The following is a 17019-nucleotide window of genomic DNA, read 5'->3' on the forward strand; positions in this document are numbered from 1 at the left end:
TGTTGTAGTCCATCATGGCCTTGCCGTTGGCATACGACTCGTAGACTTTCGTTTCGGGCCGGGTGAACTCGTCTAAAAAAGCCTCCCGCTCGGCGGCGGGGATGCGCAGCAGGGAGGCGATCTGGGCGGGGGTGTGCCCGATCGCTCCCATGTCGCGAATCCGCTTGAGTATCTGTTCGTCGATCGTCATCGTGCGGCCGCCTCCTCGTAGCTCAGTTTCTTACCGTTTCGCAGCAGGTAGACCTCGCTGCTGCCCACGGCGTTGATGTACCGGGCCACGGTGGCATCGACGAACTTCTCCAGCAGTTCCATCGTATAGCAGACCCGTTTGTGCTGTTCGCAGGCCATCAGCGTAGAACCGCTGCCGCAGAAAAGATCGACCACCACGTCTCCCTCTTTCGAGCTGTTCAGCAGCGGATAGGAGACGAGCGCCACCGGCTTCATGGTGGGAGGGATGTCGTTGCGTGTCGGTTTGTCGTAGTGCCAGACGGTGGATTGCGAGCGGTCGGCATACCAGCGGTGCCCCTTCCCCTCTCTCCAGCCGTACAGCACCGGTTCGTGCTGCCATTGGTAATCCTGACGCCCCATCACGATCGAGTTCTTGACCCAAACGCAGCACTGGGCCAATTTGAATCCGGCCCGCGCGAAGTTGCGCCGAAAGGCCAGCCCCTCGCTGTCGCTGTGGAATACGTAGATCGCCGCGCCGGGTTTGGTCACGGTGTACATGTTCCGGAATGCCCGGAAAAGAAACCTGTCGAAGGCGTCGTCCGACATGGAGTCGTTGGCGATCGTCAGCGCATCCTCCGTCTTTCCCTCATACTCGACGTTGTAGGGCGGGTCGGTGATCAGCAGGTCGGCCCGGCGGTCGTTCATCAGAGTGGCCACGGCGACCGACGAGCAGGAGTCGCCGCACATCAACCGATGCGGGCCGAGCAACCAGATGTCGCCGGGACGGGTGATAGCTTGTTCCGAAAGGTCGGCTTCGGCATACTCTTTCTCCAGATCGAGCTCGTCGAGCTGTTCGGTCAGGGTCATCTTGGTATCGAGCTTCAGATCGAGCGCTTCCGGTTCCACGCCGAGATCGAGATTGAACTGCGAAAGAGACTCGGAGGTGATCTGATACTTCTCGAACAGGATGGTGTCCGGATTTTTCTGCGCGAACTCGGAATTGTAGGCGGCGATCTCCTCGACGGCCTCTTTCTTGTCGGCGGCGTAGATTGGTTTGTAGGGTATCTCCGGAATCTCCATCCCGCGGTTCCGCAGGTGCAAGAGAGCTTTCTTCCGCTGATGGGCGTCGATGATCCAGAGCTTGCCGTCCGGATCGCGCCATGCCTTGAAGGAGTATTTGAAGCCCCGCGTTACGATGATCAGCGCGAGCTTCATCATCTTCTCCTCGTCGTGGAGTTTGAAGTCTTCCTGCAGCTCGTGAAAGTCGTCCAGCGGAGCGGTCGGCAGGTGGCCGAGGTTATGAACCTGTATTTGCATGGGATAGTATTTTTTTGAAAATGGCGGCACGCTGTTCGTGGCGCGTTTTGTGGCGGCGGGCTTCTTCGATCGCTTCGGCAGTGGCCCCCCGGCGATTCATCCGTCCGGTGTAGCGGCGGATGTTGTTGCGGCAGTTTTCGTATTGTCGAATAAACCGGTCGCGATCGCTGTTCCAGAGTGCGAGCAGTTCTTCGTAATCGGCCTTGTTCTTCAGGTACGGATGTTCGTTCAGAAAGACGCCGTGGTCGTTCAACGACTGGAGTTCACGAAAGCAAAGAAGGTTCTGAATGCGCAGCTCGGCCATCTCCTTGACATCGCTGTCGGTGGGGGCTGTGTCGAGTCGTTCATCCAGAACCTTCATCTGGCGATAAGTCCGGATACGGTCTTCGTAGATCACGAGGGCCGTAGCCGTGTCAGGATCTTCTAAGCATCCCCAGCGGATTTTGGGGTACTCTTGCTCTTTGAGGAGCTTTTTTTTTCGACGGGCACCGCTGCGGCAGCAGCCTCGGCGGCTTTGGCCTGTTCCTCCTCTTCGGCCTTGATGCGGGCGGCCTCTTCCTCCTCGGCTTTCAACCGGGCTTCTTCCTCAGCCTTGAGGCGAGCGGCCTCTTTCTCCTCAGCTTTCAACCGGGCCTCCTCTTCAGCCTTGAGGCGGGCAGCCTCTTCCTCCTCGGATTTCAGCCGGGCCTCCTCTTCGGCCTTGAGCCGGGCAGCCTCAGATGCGGCCCGCTCTTTCACGGCAGCGATCGTTCGACGATGTCGGACGATCTCCTCTTCGGTCGCGAAGTCGAGCAACGCGAACAAAATCGAGGAGGCGTCCTGCAGACGGTTGAAGATACCGCGTTTGAGCAGGTCGTGCTGGGGAGCTTTCTGTTTCAGAAGCTCCCGGTCGGCTTCGAGATGCGTTACACCGAGAAGCCGATCGTGAGCGTTTTTCTTTCCAATAAAATCCATAACGTAGAATTATGCGGTTTGAACACGGGTGCCGGAAACTTCGATCAACCGGGTCGGATCCAACACGCGGAAGGTAATGGAGCTGCCGGTCTTCGCCGTCCACGTCGCGCCGCCCTCCAGTACGAATGCCGCGCCGTCCTCGATGGTGGCCGCGTTGTCCGAACCGGCTCCAGTGACGGTGATCGTCCGCCCCTTGTCGCTATCGGTCAGCCCGCTTACTTTGGTTACCGGCACAGCTTCGGTCGTGCCGTTCGGCAGAATATACCGGTCGTTGTTGGCGACGATCGCGAGGGTGTCGGTATCGGCCGCGAGCGACACCGGTTCCGAACGAACGATGGCGCCGACGTATTTGTACGGCTGTCTCCATGTCGTATTCTCGAAGGTGAAGGTCAGGCTGCGTTTCTCCTTGTTGTTGGCCCGTTCCGACGTCTTCAGGATCATCGGCTTGCAGGGGTTACCCATCACGAAGTAGTTGTCCGACTCGCACTCCCGATAGATGATCACGAACTTACCGCCGGTAAACTCTTCCATGAAGTTCAGCAGCTTGTCCCGGTTCCCGGACATCTGGATGACGAACGTATTCGTATTGCTGGTCGTGAAGTCTCCCTTCTCGCTCTTCCCGTCGTCCGTCGGAATGTCGTGCGCTTCAAAATTGTACATGACCTCTCCGGTCTTGAGCGGAATCGTGCCGACCTCCCGATTGGCATTCGGTTTCGGAAAAGGTACGTTCTGATCTACCTGACTCAAGTGAACGAGCCACACCTGATAGGCGATCTGTCCGCCGGCGGCGTCTTTGTCCGAGGTATCTTCGATGTCGCCAATCAGCGCCATGCTACCAGCCAGAACCGTACCGCCGCTCACTGTCAGCGCGTCGGGCAACAGAGTCGTATCGAAGGCTGCGGCCGCCAGTGCGGTACCGGCAAACAGGCCGAACACCACGAGAAACAGGGTCAGCATCAGTTTGCGTTTACGAGCCATATCCATTTTATGTGCACGGATGGCCCGCTTGATGGTTTGTTTTTTCATGTGTCGATGAATTTTGAGGTTAAAAGGGGAGCCGCCGAACGGCTCCCACGAATCGTTTACAGCCTACCTGCCACCCGGCACGTTGGGCTGAAGGGCCTGATTGATGGTGCGGGTACCGCCAACGCAGCGTTCCAGCTCCCGGAACTTATCGCCGTCCGCATTCAGGATCACCATCAGGTAATCGCCCTTCTTGGTCGGCGTGAAGGCCTCGGTCAGATCGGCGAACTTGCCCGATTTCGCAATGGTCTGCGGATGGGTTTCGTCGCCGACTTCGATCAGGTAGGCCACGCCGGCTTTTGCGCCGACGATGTCGGTGATCGCTTTGGCAGCCGTGTTCACTCCGGTAACGTAATGGCGGAAGTCGCCGCTGACGGTAACCGTCTCGGCATCGGCGGCCAGCTCGACACACGGCTTGTTACAGAAGATCTCCTGATCCTCGAAACCGTGCGCCGCTCGTTCGGCTTTCGTCTTGAACGGCTTGCCGGCATAGGTGGCCGACGTCCCCTCTTTCCAGATGCTCCACGCCTTGACGTCTTCCATGTCGGACTCGAACTGCACGGCGTGCATTTCGCCGGCGGTCAGTTCGATCGACTGGATATTGCCCGGCTTCTGCACCCAGATGAACGGGAGGGTCTTGCCGTACGGACACCAGCGAATGCGGTTCTGGTGGTCGGGAACGACGTCGCCCTGCGGCCCGGTGAAGTCGGTGTCCTTGCCGTAGATCTCCCGGATCCCGGCTTTCCACATGGCCCGGTGGTTGGCATTCAGGATAACCTCGTATTTGTCGAGATCCGGAACGCGTTCGGAGAGGTACAACAGGAAATTGGTCACGCAGGCCACCATCGTCGCGCCGCTCGTATAACCGGAGAAGGCCGAGTCGTCCACCAGTGAGATCTTACCTTCGTTGTAGTACCGCAGCAGGGTGTAGTACACTCCGGTACCGGCGTTCAGCGTGTGGCCCGACTTGCCGTCTTCGGGTTTCACATAGATGCCGAGCACCTTCCGCTGGTTTTGCTCTTCGATCAGCTTGGTCGAGATGTTCAACATCGCCCATTCGATCATCGTCCACTTGATCGGGTCGGAGCCCTCCGTGTTCAGATAGCCGATGTACTGGCGTTCGATCTCCTTCATGGAGTTGAACAGCGTCTTGAACATGGCGTCGTCCACGTAACAGATCTCCGGCTGCAACTCGACGTTGCCTTTCCAGATACCGCCTTTCTGATAGGCCTGCGAGAAGTCCCCGAAAAAGGCGTTGATCATCACCTCGCGGTCTTGTACTCCGAAACGGCGCGGGAAGATGTCGTAGACGTTCCGGATCTCGGCCAGCCGGGCAATCAACAGGTCGGTACGGCGGGTCAGATACTGGTCGCCCAGTCCTTTCGGGTCGATTCCGATGCTGACACCTGCGGCCAACAGGGCCGGATTGAGCAGATTGGCCTGCCGCAACTCGTTGATACGACCGGCCACGATACCGGCATATGCACTGAGCTGCTCCCGGAACTCGGCGCCGACCTCTTTCTCCATGACGGCGTTGAGCGGTTGCGTCAGAGCGAGAGCCGGATTCAGCGCGATCCGGTTATACCGCCGCTCCATCGAGAAGATCGGATGTTCGATACCGCAGAAATAGGCATCGGTGTGGCCGGGGCCGTTCGGCGACAGGGCTGAGCCATTGACGGTGGCCGGCTTGTCGGGCAAGGTCTGCCGGCTCATTTCGCGGAGCGCTCCGGCGATGGCATGTGCCGCATCGACGACGGAGTCGGTGCGTTGAATCGGGGTGGCAGCACCCCCGGTCGGAGCACCCTCGGTGTCATTCGGCATACCGCCGCCGGCTTCGGCGAGGGCGTCATTCAGGATAGCCAAAGCAGCGGCGTTGTCCGCTGCCTCTTGAGACGGATCGCCGGCAACGGAGGTTTTTGCTTCCTGCTGCCGCTGGAACTCGGCCTGATCGGCGGCGAGCTCGGTGCCGTACTCTTTGCGGTACGCCGCCCGAATGGCCTTCCAGTCGGCAGTGGTCATCTCCTGATTCCGAGCCTTGTCCACCATCTTGAGCGAGGTGAACACGGCCTTCAATTGTTCGATGAACTTCATGTTGGTTAGATATTGGTTGATATTTGGTTGCTGTCGCGTACACTGACGCCGAGGTCATAGGCTTCCCGCAGCGCGGTACTCAGATCGGGCAGGATGCCGTCAATTAGACCGAGCTCCAGCGCCTCAGAGGCAAAGAAAGTTTCACCCCGGAAGACGGGATGATCGTCGGGAAGGTCGTTCAACTGCGGCCGGCCGGCGCGCACGTTTTTCTCGAACTGCTGCTGGTGCGGGTCAAGACGGGTCTTGATATACTCTTCCGGCTTGCCGTCGAGCAGATCGTTCTCTTTCTTGTTCTTGAGATCCGAACGGGTGGCATAGGCTTCCACCAGCTTGATGCCGAGTTGCTCGTAGTAACCGTCCAGATTGATCCCGGTGGTCATGGTACCGATACTGCCGATGATGTCGTTTTGCGTGAAGGCTTTAATGACTGTCGCCTGACTGGCGAGATAGTAGGCGGCCGAGCAGCACTGGTATTCGATGAAAGCGTAGATGGGCTTTTTGCATGCGCGCATCGCCTCGGCCGCCACATCGAGCAGCCACGCGACGCCCCCGCCGGAATTGATGTGCAGGAAATGGGCGAGTACGTTCGGCAGAGCGTCGGCCGCTTTCAGGTTGTTCAGGAAACCGGTGGTCGAGAACATCTCGCGCCAGCCGTAGCCCCAGTCGTAATAGAAGGAGGGATGAGAGAGGATCATCCCGGAGATGGGATGGTAGAATACGAACTCTTTATCGGCGGTGATTTCCGACAGGTCGAATGTTACGGCAATATCGCTGTCCGACAAGGCCGGAAGAGTCTTGACGATGCTGCGCGGGTCGAATGCGGGCGGCGGGGTATTGGCATGAAGAAGGTTCTCGACGACAAAACGGTCGAGAAACTTCGGTTCGACGAGTAGATGGGAATCGATCAGCCGGGCGAGAGAGAAGACCATTTTTTATTGCAAAAATCCGCTTCTCCGGCTGGAGAATAAAGGACTAACCGTGCAGGAGCGGCCGCAGGGATTTGCAGCTCATCTCGAACAAAACGGTCTCGGCGCGGGGTATCACGACCACCTGAACAGGAATATCGATCGTACCCCACGGGTGAAAATCGGTGCCGTCGTGCAGCCATACCTGTGCCCGGAACCGAGGAATCAACGACAGGAATGCCTCGGCCTCCCCTCGCGGGACGGCGACCTTGAGGGACTGGTCGTACAAGACTCCCTGCGTGGAGCTCTTCGCCTCTTCGTCGAACGAGACATCCGAATAGGTCGTCAGGGTCGACGGTTCACCGATCTGTCGGTTCCGGATGGGGGCGATCCGGACAAGGGACGAAAATTCTCTTTTCATAGCGGGCGGCTTGCTTTATTTTCAACAGTTTTCGGTGAAAATCGCGGCAAAATAATGCAACGTATTGATATACATTACAATGCAACTTTATTCATGATCCGACGCACTTTTCGGACGGCATAATTCGCCTTCTGACGCAAAGTTTCGTGCAGTTGAGTCCGGGTCGAAACCTCATAGCGGTAGAACTTTTTCTTGAGGGTTTCGATGTCGCCGCGGAAGAGGGTTTCCATTCCGTACTCCTGAATGAAGGCTTCGATGGCATCCTTGACCTGAAACCCGCACACTCGTGCGGTGCTGCAAAAGGCGGTGAAGTCGTTATCGAACTCGCGCTTGAGGGTGGCATTGATCTGCGCCTCCGCATGAGGCGTCAGGAAGAGGGCCTTCCCCCGGTGGGGATCGCTGTACTTCGAGCGCGAGAGTCGGATGGCCACAGCACTGTCATCCGGATCCGGCGCGGAAGGCAATACCCGATCGGAATGAGAAACAAGACTCGTGATCGCCATACCGGTTAAACTCCGGCTATCGACCAGACAATACCCGTCGTCCTGTCGCGGGAAACGACCGACGAAGTAACACCGCAAAATCGGGTCTTTGATATGAATCTTTACCTCCATGATCGGACTATACAAAGTTAATGAAAATCAGATAATTAAACAAGAAAAATTCACCTATTGCATCCCTGCCGAAATATTCGTTTTTTCGTGCTGCAAAAATTTGTATCTCATTCTCACCTACTACTTACAACAGCGCACAATGCGCTGGTTATCAACACTAAAAAGTAGTAGGTGCGAGCGCAGGCCGAAAAAAGTAGTAAGTACGTAGTAGATACCAATCTGAGGCGCATATTTATTTGTTATTCAAATCATTACGCAGAAAAGTAGTAAGTAGTAGCAAGATGTCGTTTCAATTTTATAAACTCTCTCAAAATATATATCTATATTGAAAAATATAGATATACACATGAGCGTGAGCGCGTTACACGCCTACAACGTCCGTACCAGATACTTGTACCTCCGCTCCCCAGCACCATAGATCATGTCGCGCCGGAATCCGAGCGCGGTCAGCGCCTCGCCCAGATGCTTCGGGGTCATGTATCGCGCCACCTCCGCGCGAACCATCCGCCGCCGCTGCAGATCCGCCAAGATCTCGGTCGGCGTCAACCACTGCGCTGTCGCATCGTCCTCCTCCGGAATATCGAAGGCCTGCTGCAGCACCGCACTGGCCGGCGTCTCGATCATATAACGTTGATTGGCCTCCTTCAGCTCGGCGAACTCCCCCTGCGTGTAACGGTGGTCGTAGTCGGGACTCTCGGCCAACGCGAGCGCCTCGGCCCACAGCCGGTCGACATCGACGTTCTCGGTATAATCGAAGTCGATGGAGTCGAGATAGATCGAGATAAAGCGACGCGTCCCCAGCGCGGGGCACAGGAAGCCTGATTTGAAGCCCGTCCGGTTGTTGGTGGTCGCCACTACCGAGGCGATGCGCGGACGCACCACGGGGCCGAATTCTCCCCGCAGTTTTACCGGCAGGCTCCGGGCGGACATCACTTTCTTGAACTCCTCGGCGGTGGAGGCATTCAGCCCGTGCATCTCATCGTACAACACGAGGAAGTTCGAGATAACAGCCTGATCGATGTTGAAGACGCGCCGATCGGCGTGGCTCATGGTCATCATCTCCCGGAGCGGCTCCGGGCAAAGAAACTTCGCCAGCGAAGTCTTTTCGTTCCCCTCGGTGGCACTGACGAAGACCAACGCGGCTTCGTTGGCCGACTCGCCGATCGCACACGCCGCAGCGGCTGCCAGCCACTTGCGAATGAACCGCGCGGCCATGTCGCGGTAGTATCCCTCCGGACGATCGTCGAATTCGCGCACCCGCAGGTGCGCGATCAGTCGGTCGATATGGGATTCACCGTCGGGTTCGATCTCTCGGAGGCTGGCGAAGTACTCCTTCACGGGGTCGTAGCTGGCGATTTGGTTGGGCGAGTTCAGCAGCATCCGGATGAGCGACTTGGTGTGCGGGATGCCGGCCTGCATCATGTGGATCGAGATGTCGTCGAGGCTCGGCGGAAAGGTGTAGGCCCGCGTCCCGGTGCTGGCGATCCGCATTTGTGTCCGATCGTACTTGTTGACCTCGATCCGGTAGTTGGCTTTCAGGAACTCGATCACCGGCGTAACCTTGTCGGCTGAGAAAGCGGTGCCGGTCGCCTTGAGGGGCTGAACGCGTGAGTTTCGTTTGGTTATCTTCATGGTCAGAATGGCAATTGTTGTCCCTCGGCCGGAGCGTCGGGGTGATAGTCAGTCAATTTACTGAGGTCGGGCGAATAGCGAAAGGCCGCGGTACCGAGCTTCCCGTCGCGCTGCTTCCGCACGAAGATCATCCCGACGTCTTTCGGCAACTCCGGGCCGCCTTCGTATTCGCTGACAATGAGTTCGGGATAGTAGGCCGGGCGGAACGGCATCAATACGACGTCAGCGTCCTGCTCGATCGCTCCGGACTCGCGGAGGTCGTAGAGCTGCGGCTGCTTGTCGGCCCGTCCTTCAGCGGCCCGGTTCAGTTGGCAGAGCAGCACGACGGGGATGTTCAGCTCTTTGGCCAGCTTCTTGAGGCCGCGCGAGATCTCGGCCACCTCCCGCTCCCGGTTTTGCTTGTAGCTCCCGGTGGTGTTCTCGCTCTCGATCAGCTGGAGGTAATCGATCACCAGCAGGTCGAGTTCTCCTTTGCGCCGCTTGGTGCGGGCGACGGCCCGGAGGCGGCCCAGTGTCGTCCCGGCGGTGTCGTCGATGTAAATGTTGAGTTTTCCGAGCTCGCCGCGGGCCTGCTCGTAGGCCTGCCAGTCATCGCGCCCCATGCGGCCGCTGCGGAGCCGGTTGCCGTCGATCCCGGCATAGGAGGCGAGCAGGCGGTCTGTAAGCGAAATACCGGTCATCTCCAGCGAGGCGATCATCACGGAGGCCCCCTGTCGCTCGGCGGGCGACTTGCTGAGGTGGAGCGCGACGGCGGTCTTTCCCATCGCCGGCCGTGCGGCCACAATGATGAGCTGGCCGGGCTGCATCCCCCCGGTCAGGTCGTCCAGCCCGGAAAAACCGTACGTCAGGCCGGGCATCTTGCCGAGGTTCGCCTGTGCCAACCGCTGATCCATTATCTCGCCATGCTCTTTCAGGATGGTGCGGATGTGTCGCTCGGTGCCGGAACCAGCGAAGAGCATATCGATCCGGGAGGTCATCGTGCCGTACTCGGCGACAGCGTCGTCGAAGTCGCCGGTGTAGCACTTCCCGGCGAGGGTGTTGCACTCGGAGATCATCGCCCGCAGAACGGCCATCTGATAAAGTATCTTGGCGTGATAACCGGCGTGCGCGGCGGAACCGACCGTCTGGGTCAACTCGGCCAAGTAGGAAGGGCCGCCGACAGTGTTCAACTTCCGCTGCCGTTGCAGCTGCTGGCCGACGGTCAGCAGGTCAACCGGGGTACTGTTTTCCGCCAGCGCCCGAATTGCGTTAAAGATTAGGGCGTGGCGGTCATCATAGAAGGTGTCGGAGGAGATCAGCCCGGCGACGTCGAAGTAGACATTGCGCTCGAGTAGCATCGCGCCGAGCAGTGCTCGTTCCAACTCGATGTCGTGCGGAGGCAGATAGCCTGCGTCAACTGATCGGGATGACGGTGATGTTCTTCTTGCCATTGTCGTCCTGTTTTTCATCGTTTGTATTGATCTCGAACACGTTTGCAGTACCGAGGGCCATGTAGAACTCGATGGCGGCGATCGCGGCCGCACGCTGGTTCTTGGCGAACTGGCGGATGAACTTCAGCCGGGCGATCTCCATCCGGCTCTCCATCACGATGTGGTGCTGCTCTTCCAAATACTCCTTGTAGATCTGCCATGCCTGCCGGAATTCGGCGTCCTGCCACGGAAATTCGACGGGCAGAGGCTGCACCGACGAGCCGATCAGCTCTTCGATGGCGTCGGAGGTCTCGACGACCTTTTTCCACGATCGTTCGACGGCCTGCCGGCACTTGCGGCCGGTACCGGCGTCTGGTACGAGGGTCAATGCCTCTTCCAGTCGCCGCCGGGCCTCTTCGAGCGCGTCCACATGGGCGCTCCATTCTTTATCGATTTTCATAGGATACGTTATTAGACACCCCCGACCGGCAAGGGCCGGGGGCGGATGGATTAGCATTGCCCGAAGCGGGCGTCATAAGCGCTCTGCATGTAGAGGCAGAGCTTCTCGAGGGTGAAGGCCCGGACGATGAATGTCCGACGATCAGCGAACTTGGCGCGCGCCGTATAGCGGTGGCTGGCGTCGCTCGACAGGCGGATTCTCCGGGTTTGAGGGTAACGGGCCATGAAGTAGGCCGTGAATTGGTCGCGTACGAAGCTCGGCAGCTTGTCTTTGGACGAACGGTACACCGTTCCGCCAAAGCACAATTCATTCGGTTGTCGCATTGAATGAAAGTGTTATGGAAGTTGAACAAAAAAGAAAGACGGAGCTTTCTCGGTCTGCGACAACCACATTCTAACTGCTTGTACAGGGAGAATGAATTGAGAAAGGCTCCGCCTGTGATATAGGCAGAAATAACGATTCTCCACTGCAAAAGCAGAGTTAAAATATAGTTGTCGCATTGCAAACATACTACATTTTGGAGAATTGTTGCAAGATGGCCGGCAGATTTTTCTGCGTCGGGGATTCCGTACGAAGCTCGGCAGCTTGTCCTTGGACGAACGGTACACCGTTCTGCCAAAGCACGGTTCATTCGTGGTTGGCATTGAATGAATGTGTTTTGAGAAGTGATACAATAAAGAAAGCGGAGCTTTCTCTTGGCGCCAACCACACATTCTGATCTTTCTGAGAATCGGGAATGAATAGAGAAAAGCTCCGCCTGTATCAGGCCGAAAACAACAATTCCCGCTTTCGTCAGAAAGCTATCAATAAGTATGGTTGGCACTGCAAACATAACACTATTTCGGGAATTGTCGGGCATGGTGGGGAAAATTAATCAAACAGGGTTCTGAGGGCCGTCAGGCTTTCGGCGGTCAGCGCCTTGCGCACGGCCTTTTCATGCCGCAGCTGCTGCTCGATCTCCAGATAGCGATCGAAGTCTGCACCGCTCTTCTCCACCTTGAGTCTCAGATCGGCCAATTCTTTCTGCAAAGCGATCGTTCGCTCGAAAGATTGCTCACGTGCGTCGTAGTTGATGTATCGCTTGTGAAAATGCTCGTAAAGAACATCATAGCATTCCTGCTTATATCTTATGATATTCTCGCGCGATTGCTCTTTCACATTATCCGGATTGATGGAAAATACCCATCCGAACACATATTTCAGAGGCAGACATAACATTTCTCGTTGTTTTCCATCTGCACCAACTGTTACCCTCTGGGTAACGGTTGAACTTAAAATTGCATCCGATTTAATTTTCTCGGACTGTCGCGGAAAGGCGATACCCAATACTTCACAAATCGGCTTGATCGGGACGAACATATCGGACGTAACGACGATCTCTACATGGTTGATGGTGGTGATAATGGTGTCTTTCATGATTATTCGGTTTTAGAGGTTTGTAGCATCAGTTTATCTAACTGGATGAGCAGTCGGCGAAAAGCGACCTGTTCAACCGGCGGCAGATCGTTCAGAATCCGCATCAGGGCAGTGTGAAGCGTCTCGGCCTCCTCGCGACTCATCTCCAATATGCTTATCCGTCCTGCGGCGTCAAGATCGGGGTACATGGCTATCGGGTTCGTTGTTGTCATTTCTGTCGGCGGGCGAGGCGGCTCAATCGCTGTTTCTTTTCGTCGTCCGGAGTGGTACGCGTTCGGCGGGGAAAGACTCGAATTATTCGTTTCATTCATTTCTGTATTCATAAGTATGGGGATACTTGCTCCTGCCGCAGACTCGAACTGCGGCGTTTGCCAATCAGGAGACACGCTGCACGGTAAAAATATTGGCCTCGTAATTTGGGGTAATCTCAAAATCATACCCCTGTTGTTTCAGTCGCGATTTGGCTACTCGAAAACCCGATAATAATGTATTTTCAATAGGATATTGTCGGGTTTCTCCAACGACGAAAGACATCAACGTAGCTCTATACTCCGGTCGAGTAATTAATCGGCCTCGTAATTTTCTTCCCATGCTTTATCTTAAATTTGAGGTTTTAGAAAATTTCATGAGCAAATATAATAACAATAATGAGAAAATCTCACTATCTAACTGAAATTATCTCAAGTAAACCACGCTTTTTCTCACAACTATTTGAAATACACACATCTACCTTTGAACCATGAATATTAGAGAGAACATCAGAAGGATTCGAGAATCGAAAGGTCTGAAACAGCAAGTGATTTCCGATGCGTTGGGCAGTGATCCTGCCGTAGCCAGCAATATCGAAAATGGGAAGCGAGAGATAAAAGTCAGCGAATTAGAACGGATCGCTCAAGCATTAGATGAAGACGTACTTTATCTCTTCACCTATCCGGAACGTTTTGTAAATGCAAATACGTTGGAAAGCTATTCGCAAAAGAAAGTATCCATCACGTTTGAAGTTTCTCCTGATATACGTGATGAATTGTTAAAGATAGTAGCTCAAAAATAACCTAAATAACATACTGGAGTATCCCCCAAGAACCAAACTATGCAGAAAATAAGAATTTAGTAATCAAAAGATTACTAAATGAACGTCGTCTCCCTCCAGCTCCACCTTTCGACACACCGACCGCAGGTCGGTCCAGAACAGACACGAGGCCGATTCGGAAAAACCGAATCGGCCTCGTTCTTTTTGCACCTCACCGCCCCATACCCACCCGAGACACTCCTCTCGCCAACAAGATGCCCCGCAAAAAAAGAGCGTCTCTCCCTGAAAAAGAGAAACGCCCATAAAATATTTTTCTGCAAAAGAGAAAGAGAATCAATCCCCCACCCCCGCATTCTGCACAATCACCGTGTTCCAGTCCTGAATCGAGATGAAGATCTTATCGATCGCGATTTCGATAAAGATCGGCAGCACCACCGTATTCGGATCCGCCGGATCGACCCCGCACTCCGTCGGAATCACCGGCACCCTCGCAATCCTCACCCCCTCCTTATACAACACCAGCGTCACCCCATCCCCGTCTCCGAAACGATTCATCCTGAACTCTGCCGTTCTCCGCCCCTGTTCCTCGTCCGTCGCCAACTCCGGCGCAAAACAGCACCCCTGCTCTCCCCCTCCCAGAATCTCCCCCTCTCCGTCTATCGTCCCCGGCACCCCCTCCAGAGAGGCCGAATAGGCCGTCAACGGCACCATATCATCCTCATCCTTCTGCAAGACCAGCTCCACCTGATAATATTTCGGCACCATCGCCGGACACGCCCTCGCCGGCGTCCCCCGCTTCACCATGTGCTTCGTGACACAGTGATACACCTCGTCCGATCCGGTGTATTCCTGTTCCGGATCGAGCGTCACCGCCAGCTCCTCCCATTTCGAAACTCCCGGTTCGAGTCTTGCCACCTGCGCCTGCTCCAGATTGGCGTAGCACGCCACGCGATATTCCCCCTCCGGCACCCCCGCCAGCAGCGTATCCACCCGTTTTCCCGTCTCCGCATCCACCCCGCTCGCCTTGACCGGCACCCCGCTTTCGAGCTCCAGCACATTTTGGAAGACCCCCTGCGGATCGTACACCATCGCATGCAACGTCCTGACCCGTTCATCGTCCGGGAACTCCAGCAGCAACGTCGGTTTCATATTGACCTCGACGTCCAGTTTTTCCGTAAGCGTACAACCGCTCCACCCCGCCATTCCTCCCAGTACAGTTGCCGCTAAAAGTAAAATCTTCCTCATTCTTTCTCCTGTTTATGCAGATACGGCGACATTTCCGGGTCGAGATTGGCCCGATATTCCAGCAAATCGTCCAGTTCGCAAGCCTTTTTGAAGCACTGTTCCCCCAGTTTCCACTCGCCCAGCCGCGAGCAGACGATCGCCCTGAGGTACTCCACTTGAGCCGACGACGGCAGCTCGAAGAGGATCTCCCTGGCGGCCCCGTTGAATCCCCTCGACAGCAAAGCGACCGCCGTATTCTGATCCCGATACGGCATCAGCAGCATAGAAGCCTCCTCGTAATGCCGCTTGCGCAACAACTCGACCGCCCGCTGGTATACCGTATCGACCACCGTAGTATGGATCGTATCCTTGATCATCCCCACCCGCCGGAGGTTGTACTTGAAGTCCACCACCCTGAGCCGCGGATAGATCACATCCCGAATATACCGGTAATCCTTTCCGAACTCTTTCCTGATCGCCGCCTCCCGCTCGTCCGGATCCTCGATCTGTTTGACCAGACTCAGGATCTCGTCCCGATGTTCGATCTGATCGTCCCGAACCACCTCCCGTTTGAAGTCCGTCCAGTTTTCCCCCTCCCATCGCACGGTGAGCAACGTATCGAGCTCCGGGAAATCGAACTCCTGCCTCAAATACGTACTGAGCGCATACGCCCTCTCCCGCGCCAAACGGTTATTGCGCGCAAATCCCCCCTCCGGCGACGAAGCGGCAGTCAACACAATACTGTCCACATAGAACTCATGCTGATACAACAGCGTGTGCATCAACTCCCTGATCTGCGCCAAGTTCTGGGCATTATTGCCCAAGGAGTCCATAATCTTGGCATTATTGACCTTGAAAGTCAGATAATTTCGGTCATTGACCACCGCGAACTTCTCGACGATCCGGGTCATATACCTCGTAATCGGCAGCACGAAGGTCAGCATCGAGCTGATATTGAACTGCAGCGTATCGTTCGGCGGCACATCGTACGAACTCCCGTCCAGCGCATTCACCTTCCCGTTGAGCGAGATATAGAGCCGTTTGTCATCCTCCTCGACCTTTACATCCTGCGTATAGAAGTACGTGATCTTCTCCTTTCCGTCGAGAATCGAGTCGAACCGGCTCCGATCCAGATACGGGAACTGTACGAAGCGATGGAACGCCTCCTTGAGTTTGAGCGTATCCGCCGCCGAAAGATTTCCCTTCCTCCTGTGCACCAATCTCCGCTGGTACTTCGAATAGCGCCAGTAGTTCCGTTCCTGCAGCTTGCTGAACAGCCCCCCCCTCACCTGCAGCGGTTCGAGTTCGATATTCTGCTCCTTTCGGTGCATAATCGGCGTGATGACAAAGCTCTGCACATTACCCTGCAACTCCTTCGGCATGGTGATCAGGAAGTCGATCTGAATCTTTCCGTCCCGTTCGGCCAGCATCCTGGTCTTCGCAATCACGCTGACCTCCCTCGACCTGAGCAGCGCCACCGCCTCCCCATCGTCCTCGATGACCATCGACCTGCGGTTCGCCACGAAGAGCGACCCGCTGTCCCCCCTCATTTCATAGATCGTCGTATCCTGCTCCCGTTCCTGTTCCTTCATCCGCTCCCTCATCTGGCGCGGCGTATGCGCCACGACGCTGGTATACTGATGCCGTTCCAATTTGCTGGTCACGGCACAACCGCCGAAGAGGAGCGTCATCAGCCAGCAGGCTGCGAAAAGGAGCAGGAAGATACGCTTCATAAGCGAAAGTTATCCGAGAGATAAAAAAGCGAAATTCGACAATTCGTTAAAACAGGTACACAAAACTGACATCCGCCTTCGTCGGCGCCACGGTAATTCGTTTCGAGTGATAAATGTATTCGTCCTGTGTATAATCCGTATATCTGGGTCTTTTTGTATCCTGCATATACAGAATGCCGGCTCCGATCTCGACCCCGATGGTGAAGCGTTTGGAGATGAGCCAGCAATGTCCCCACGAGAATCCCGGCCCGACCAGGAATCCTTTTCTGGTATCGGATTTATTCCCCAAATCGTACCACGCCCCGCTGAGATGCACCCCCCAGAACGACCCCGCATTGGGTTCGAACCTCCAGAACCTGAACCCCGGCTGCACCCCGAAACTCATGAGCGAGAGTTTGTTCATCTTGATCGGATTGGCATAGAGTCCCAGATCGAACGAAGTTTTCTGAGAGACCGCAATATCACAGCCGATATTGATGGTTCCCGAGAGCAGGAGCAATCCGTTTCCCCTAATGGAATAAAACTGCGCATGCGCCTTGTTGCCGGTCGCCGCCATCCCGACCAGCAGCACCGCCACGGCAAAAACAGCCCGTATGATCTTTCTGCGTTTCAAAGCCGCTAA

18 protein-coding genes and 1 pseudogene are annotated in these 17019 nt (G+C 55.9%); 1 reads left to right on the forward strand and 18 read right to left on the reverse strand.

Going from position 1 to position 17019, the window contains the following annotated elements; all coding sequences use genetic code 11:
* The 15 genes and pseudogenes from QZ292_RS00695 to QZ292_RS00765 all read right to left on the reverse strand — a co-directional run.
* Window positions 1–190: pseudogene (locus QZ292_RS00695) on the reverse strand (hypothetical protein); the annotation flags it as partial.
* A complete protein-coding gene (locus tag QZ292_RS00700) occupies window positions 187–1485 on the reverse strand; it encodes a site-specific DNA-methyltransferase (RefSeq protein ID WP_294596378.1) in 1299 nt (432 codons plus the stop codon). The pseudogene QZ292_RS00695 and the gene QZ292_RS00700, both read right to left, overlap by 4 nt.
* Window positions 1466–1882, reverse strand: a complete 417-nt coding sequence (locus QZ292_RS00705; protein WP_294596381.1) for a hypothetical protein — start codon at window positions 1880–1882, stop codon at window positions 1466–1468. The genes QZ292_RS00700 and QZ292_RS00705 overlap by 20 nt, the downstream gene beginning before the upstream one ends.
* A 26-nt stretch (window positions 1883–1908) precedes the next feature.
* Window positions 1909–2439: a hypothetical protein gene (locus tag QZ292_RS00710; RefSeq protein ID WP_294596384.1), complete on the reverse strand. Its 531-nt coding sequence runs from the start codon at window positions 2437–2439 to the stop codon at window positions 1909–1911.
* Window positions 2440–2448: 9 nt separating this feature from the next.
* Complete coding sequence (locus QZ292_RS00715) at window positions 2449–3465, reverse strand: hypothetical protein (RefSeq protein ID WP_294596387.1); 1017 nt, start codon at window positions 3463–3465, stop codon at window positions 2449–2451.
* Between the two features lie 63 nt (window positions 3466–3528).
* A complete protein-coding gene (locus tag QZ292_RS00720) occupies window positions 3529–5553 on the reverse strand; it encodes a hypothetical protein (RefSeq protein ID WP_294596389.1) in 2025 nt (674 codons plus the stop codon).
* Between the two features lie 5 nt (window positions 5554–5558).
* Window positions 5559–6482: a S49 family peptidase gene (locus QZ292_RS00725; RefSeq protein WP_294596392.1), complete on the reverse strand. Its 924-nt coding sequence runs from the start codon at window positions 6480–6482 to the stop codon at window positions 5559–5561.
* A 43-nt stretch (window positions 6483–6525) separates the two neighbouring features.
* Window positions 6526–6879, reverse strand: coding sequence for a hypothetical protein (locus QZ292_RS00730; RefSeq protein WP_294596395.1), 354 nt, complete (start codon window positions 6877–6879; stop codon window positions 6526–6528).
* 74 nt (window positions 6880–6953) lie between these two features.
* The gene (locus QZ292_RS00735) at window positions 6954–7508 is read right to left on the reverse strand and encodes a hypothetical protein (protein WP_294596398.1); all 555 of its coding nucleotides are present in this window, start codon (window positions 7506–7508) and stop codon (window positions 6954–6956) included.
* A 354-nt stretch (window positions 7509–7862) separates the two neighbouring features.
* Window positions 7863–9125, reverse strand: coding sequence for a VapE domain-containing protein (locus QZ292_RS00740; protein WP_294596402.1), 1263 nt, complete (start codon window positions 9123–9125; stop codon window positions 7863–7865).
* A 2-nt stretch (window positions 9126–9127) separates the two neighbouring features.
* On the reverse strand, window positions 9128–10555 hold the full coding sequence (gene dnaB, locus QZ292_RS00745) for a replicative DNA helicase (protein ID WP_294596406.1): 1428 nt from the start codon (window positions 10553–10555) through the stop codon (window positions 9128–9130).
* Window positions 10518–10994, reverse strand: a complete 477-nt coding sequence (locus tag QZ292_RS00750) for a hypothetical protein (RefSeq protein ID WP_294596409.1) — start codon at window positions 10992–10994, stop codon at window positions 10518–10520. Before QZ292_RS00750 ends, dnaB begins: the two co-directional genes overlap by 38 nt.
* A gap of 50 nt (window positions 10995–11044) precedes the next feature.
* Entirely contained in the window at window positions 11045–11317 is a 273-nt protein-coding gene (locus QZ292_RS00755) for a hypothetical protein (RefSeq protein ID WP_294596412.1), read from the reverse strand.
* A 547-nt stretch (window positions 11318–11864) separates the two neighbouring features.
* Window positions 11865–12410 carry a phage antirepressor N-terminal domain-containing protein gene (locus QZ292_RS00760; RefSeq protein ID WP_294596415.1) on the reverse strand — a complete coding sequence of 182 codons (546 nt, stop codon included), beginning with the start codon at window positions 12408–12410 and terminating at the stop codon, window positions 11865–11867.
* A gap of 2 nt (window positions 12411–12412) precedes the next feature.
* Window positions 12413–12847: a hypothetical protein gene (locus QZ292_RS00765; RefSeq protein ID WP_294596417.1), complete on the reverse strand. Its 435-nt coding sequence runs from the start codon at window positions 12845–12847 to the stop codon at window positions 12413–12415.
* 302 nt (window positions 12848–13149) lie between these two features.
* On the opposite strand from QZ292_RS00765, the gene QZ292_RS00770 reads away from it, so the two are divergent.
* Window positions 13150–13461 (forward strand): helix-turn-helix transcriptional regulator, encoded by a 312-nt coding sequence (locus QZ292_RS00770; protein ID WP_294596419.1) that lies wholly within the window; start codon window positions 13150–13152, stop codon window positions 13459–13461.
* Window positions 13462–13773: 312 nt separating this feature from the next.
* Here QZ292_RS00770 and QZ292_RS00775 read toward each other — a convergent pair whose 3' ends face one another.
* Genes QZ292_RS00775 through QZ292_RS00785 form a run of 3 tightly spaced genes read right to left on the reverse strand, consistent with a single transcriptional unit; the run spans window position 13774 to window position 17010 of the window.
* The gene (locus tag QZ292_RS00775; RefSeq protein WP_294596421.1) at window positions 13774–14685 is read right to left on the reverse strand and encodes a FimB/Mfa2 family fimbrial subunit; all 912 of its coding nucleotides are present in this window, start codon (window positions 14683–14685) and stop codon (window positions 13774–13776) included.
* Window positions 14682–16397, reverse strand: a complete 1716-nt coding sequence (locus QZ292_RS00780; protein WP_294596423.1) for a hypothetical protein — start codon at window positions 16395–16397, stop codon at window positions 14682–14684. The genes QZ292_RS00775 and QZ292_RS00780 overlap by 4 nt, the downstream gene beginning before the upstream one ends.
* A gap of 46 nt (window positions 16398–16443) precedes the next feature.
* Window positions 16444–17010: a DUF3575 domain-containing protein gene (locus QZ292_RS00785; protein ID WP_294596425.1), complete on the reverse strand. Its 567-nt coding sequence runs from the start codon at window positions 17008–17010 to the stop codon at window positions 16444–16446.
* Window positions 17011–17019 lie beyond the last annotated feature (9 nt).

Source organism: uncultured Rikenella sp., assembly GCF_910577125.1.
In the GTDB taxonomy this organism is placed as follows: Bacteria; Bacteroidota; Bacteroidia; order Bacteroidales; family Rikenellaceae; genus Rikenella.

Excerpts from the sequence above, each read along its gene's own strand:
- QZ292_RS00700 (WP_294596378.1), bottom strand. The coding sequence starts at position 1,485 with ATGCAAATACAGGTTCATAACCTCGGCCACCTGCCGACCGCTCCGCTG.
- QZ292_RS00710 (WP_294596384.1), bottom strand. The coding sequence starts at position 2,439 with ATGGATTTTATTGGAAAGAAAAACGCTCACGATCGGCTTCTCGGTGTA.
- QZ292_RS00715 (WP_294596387.1), bottom strand. The coding sequence starts at position 3,465 with ATGAAAAAACAAACCATCAAGCGGGCCATCCGTGCACATAAAATGGAT.
- QZ292_RS00720 (WP_294596389.1), bottom strand. The coding sequence starts at position 5,553 with ATGAAGTTCATCGAACAATTGAAGGCCGTGTTCACCTCGCTCAAGATG.
- QZ292_RS00725 (WP_294596392.1), bottom strand. The coding sequence starts at position 6,482 with ATGGTCTTCTCTCTCGCCCGGCTGATCGATTCCCATCTACTCGTCGAA.
- QZ292_RS00730 (WP_294596395.1), bottom strand. The coding sequence starts at position 6,879 with ATGAAAAGAGAATTTTCGTCCCTTGTCCGGATCGCCCCCATCCGGAAC.
- QZ292_RS00740 (WP_294596402.1), bottom strand. The coding sequence starts at position 9,125 with ATGAAGATAACCAAACGAAACTCACGCGTTCAGCCCCTCAAGGCGACC.
- dnaB (WP_294596406.1), bottom strand. The coding sequence starts at position 10,555 with ATGGCAAGAAGAACATCACCGTCATCCCGATCAGTTGACGCAGGCTAT.
- QZ292_RS00750 (WP_294596409.1), bottom strand. The coding sequence starts at position 10,994 with ATGAAAATCGATAAAGAATGGAGCGCCCATGTGGACGCGCTCGAAGAG.
- QZ292_RS00755 (WP_294596412.1), bottom strand. The coding sequence starts at position 11,317 with ATGCGACAACCGAATGAATTGTGCTTTGGCGGAACGGTGTACCGTTCG.
- QZ292_RS00760 (WP_294596415.1), bottom strand. The coding sequence starts at position 12,410 with ATGAAAGACACCATTATCACCACCATCAACCATGTAGAGATCGTCGTT.
- QZ292_RS00765 (WP_294596417.1), bottom strand. The coding sequence starts at position 12,847 with ATGATTTTGAGATTACCCCAAATTACGAGGCCAATATTTTTACCGTGC.
- QZ292_RS00770 (WP_294596419.1), top strand. The coding sequence starts at position 13,150 with ATGAATATTAGAGAGAACATCAGAAGGATTCGAGAATCGAAAGGTCTG.
- QZ292_RS00775 (WP_294596421.1), bottom strand. The coding sequence starts at position 14,685 with ATGAGGAAGATTTTACTTTTAGCGGCAACTGTACTGGGAGGAATGGCG.
- QZ292_RS00780 (WP_294596423.1), bottom strand. The coding sequence starts at position 16,397 with ATGAAGCGTATCTTCCTGCTCCTTTTCGCAGCCTGCTGGCTGATGACG.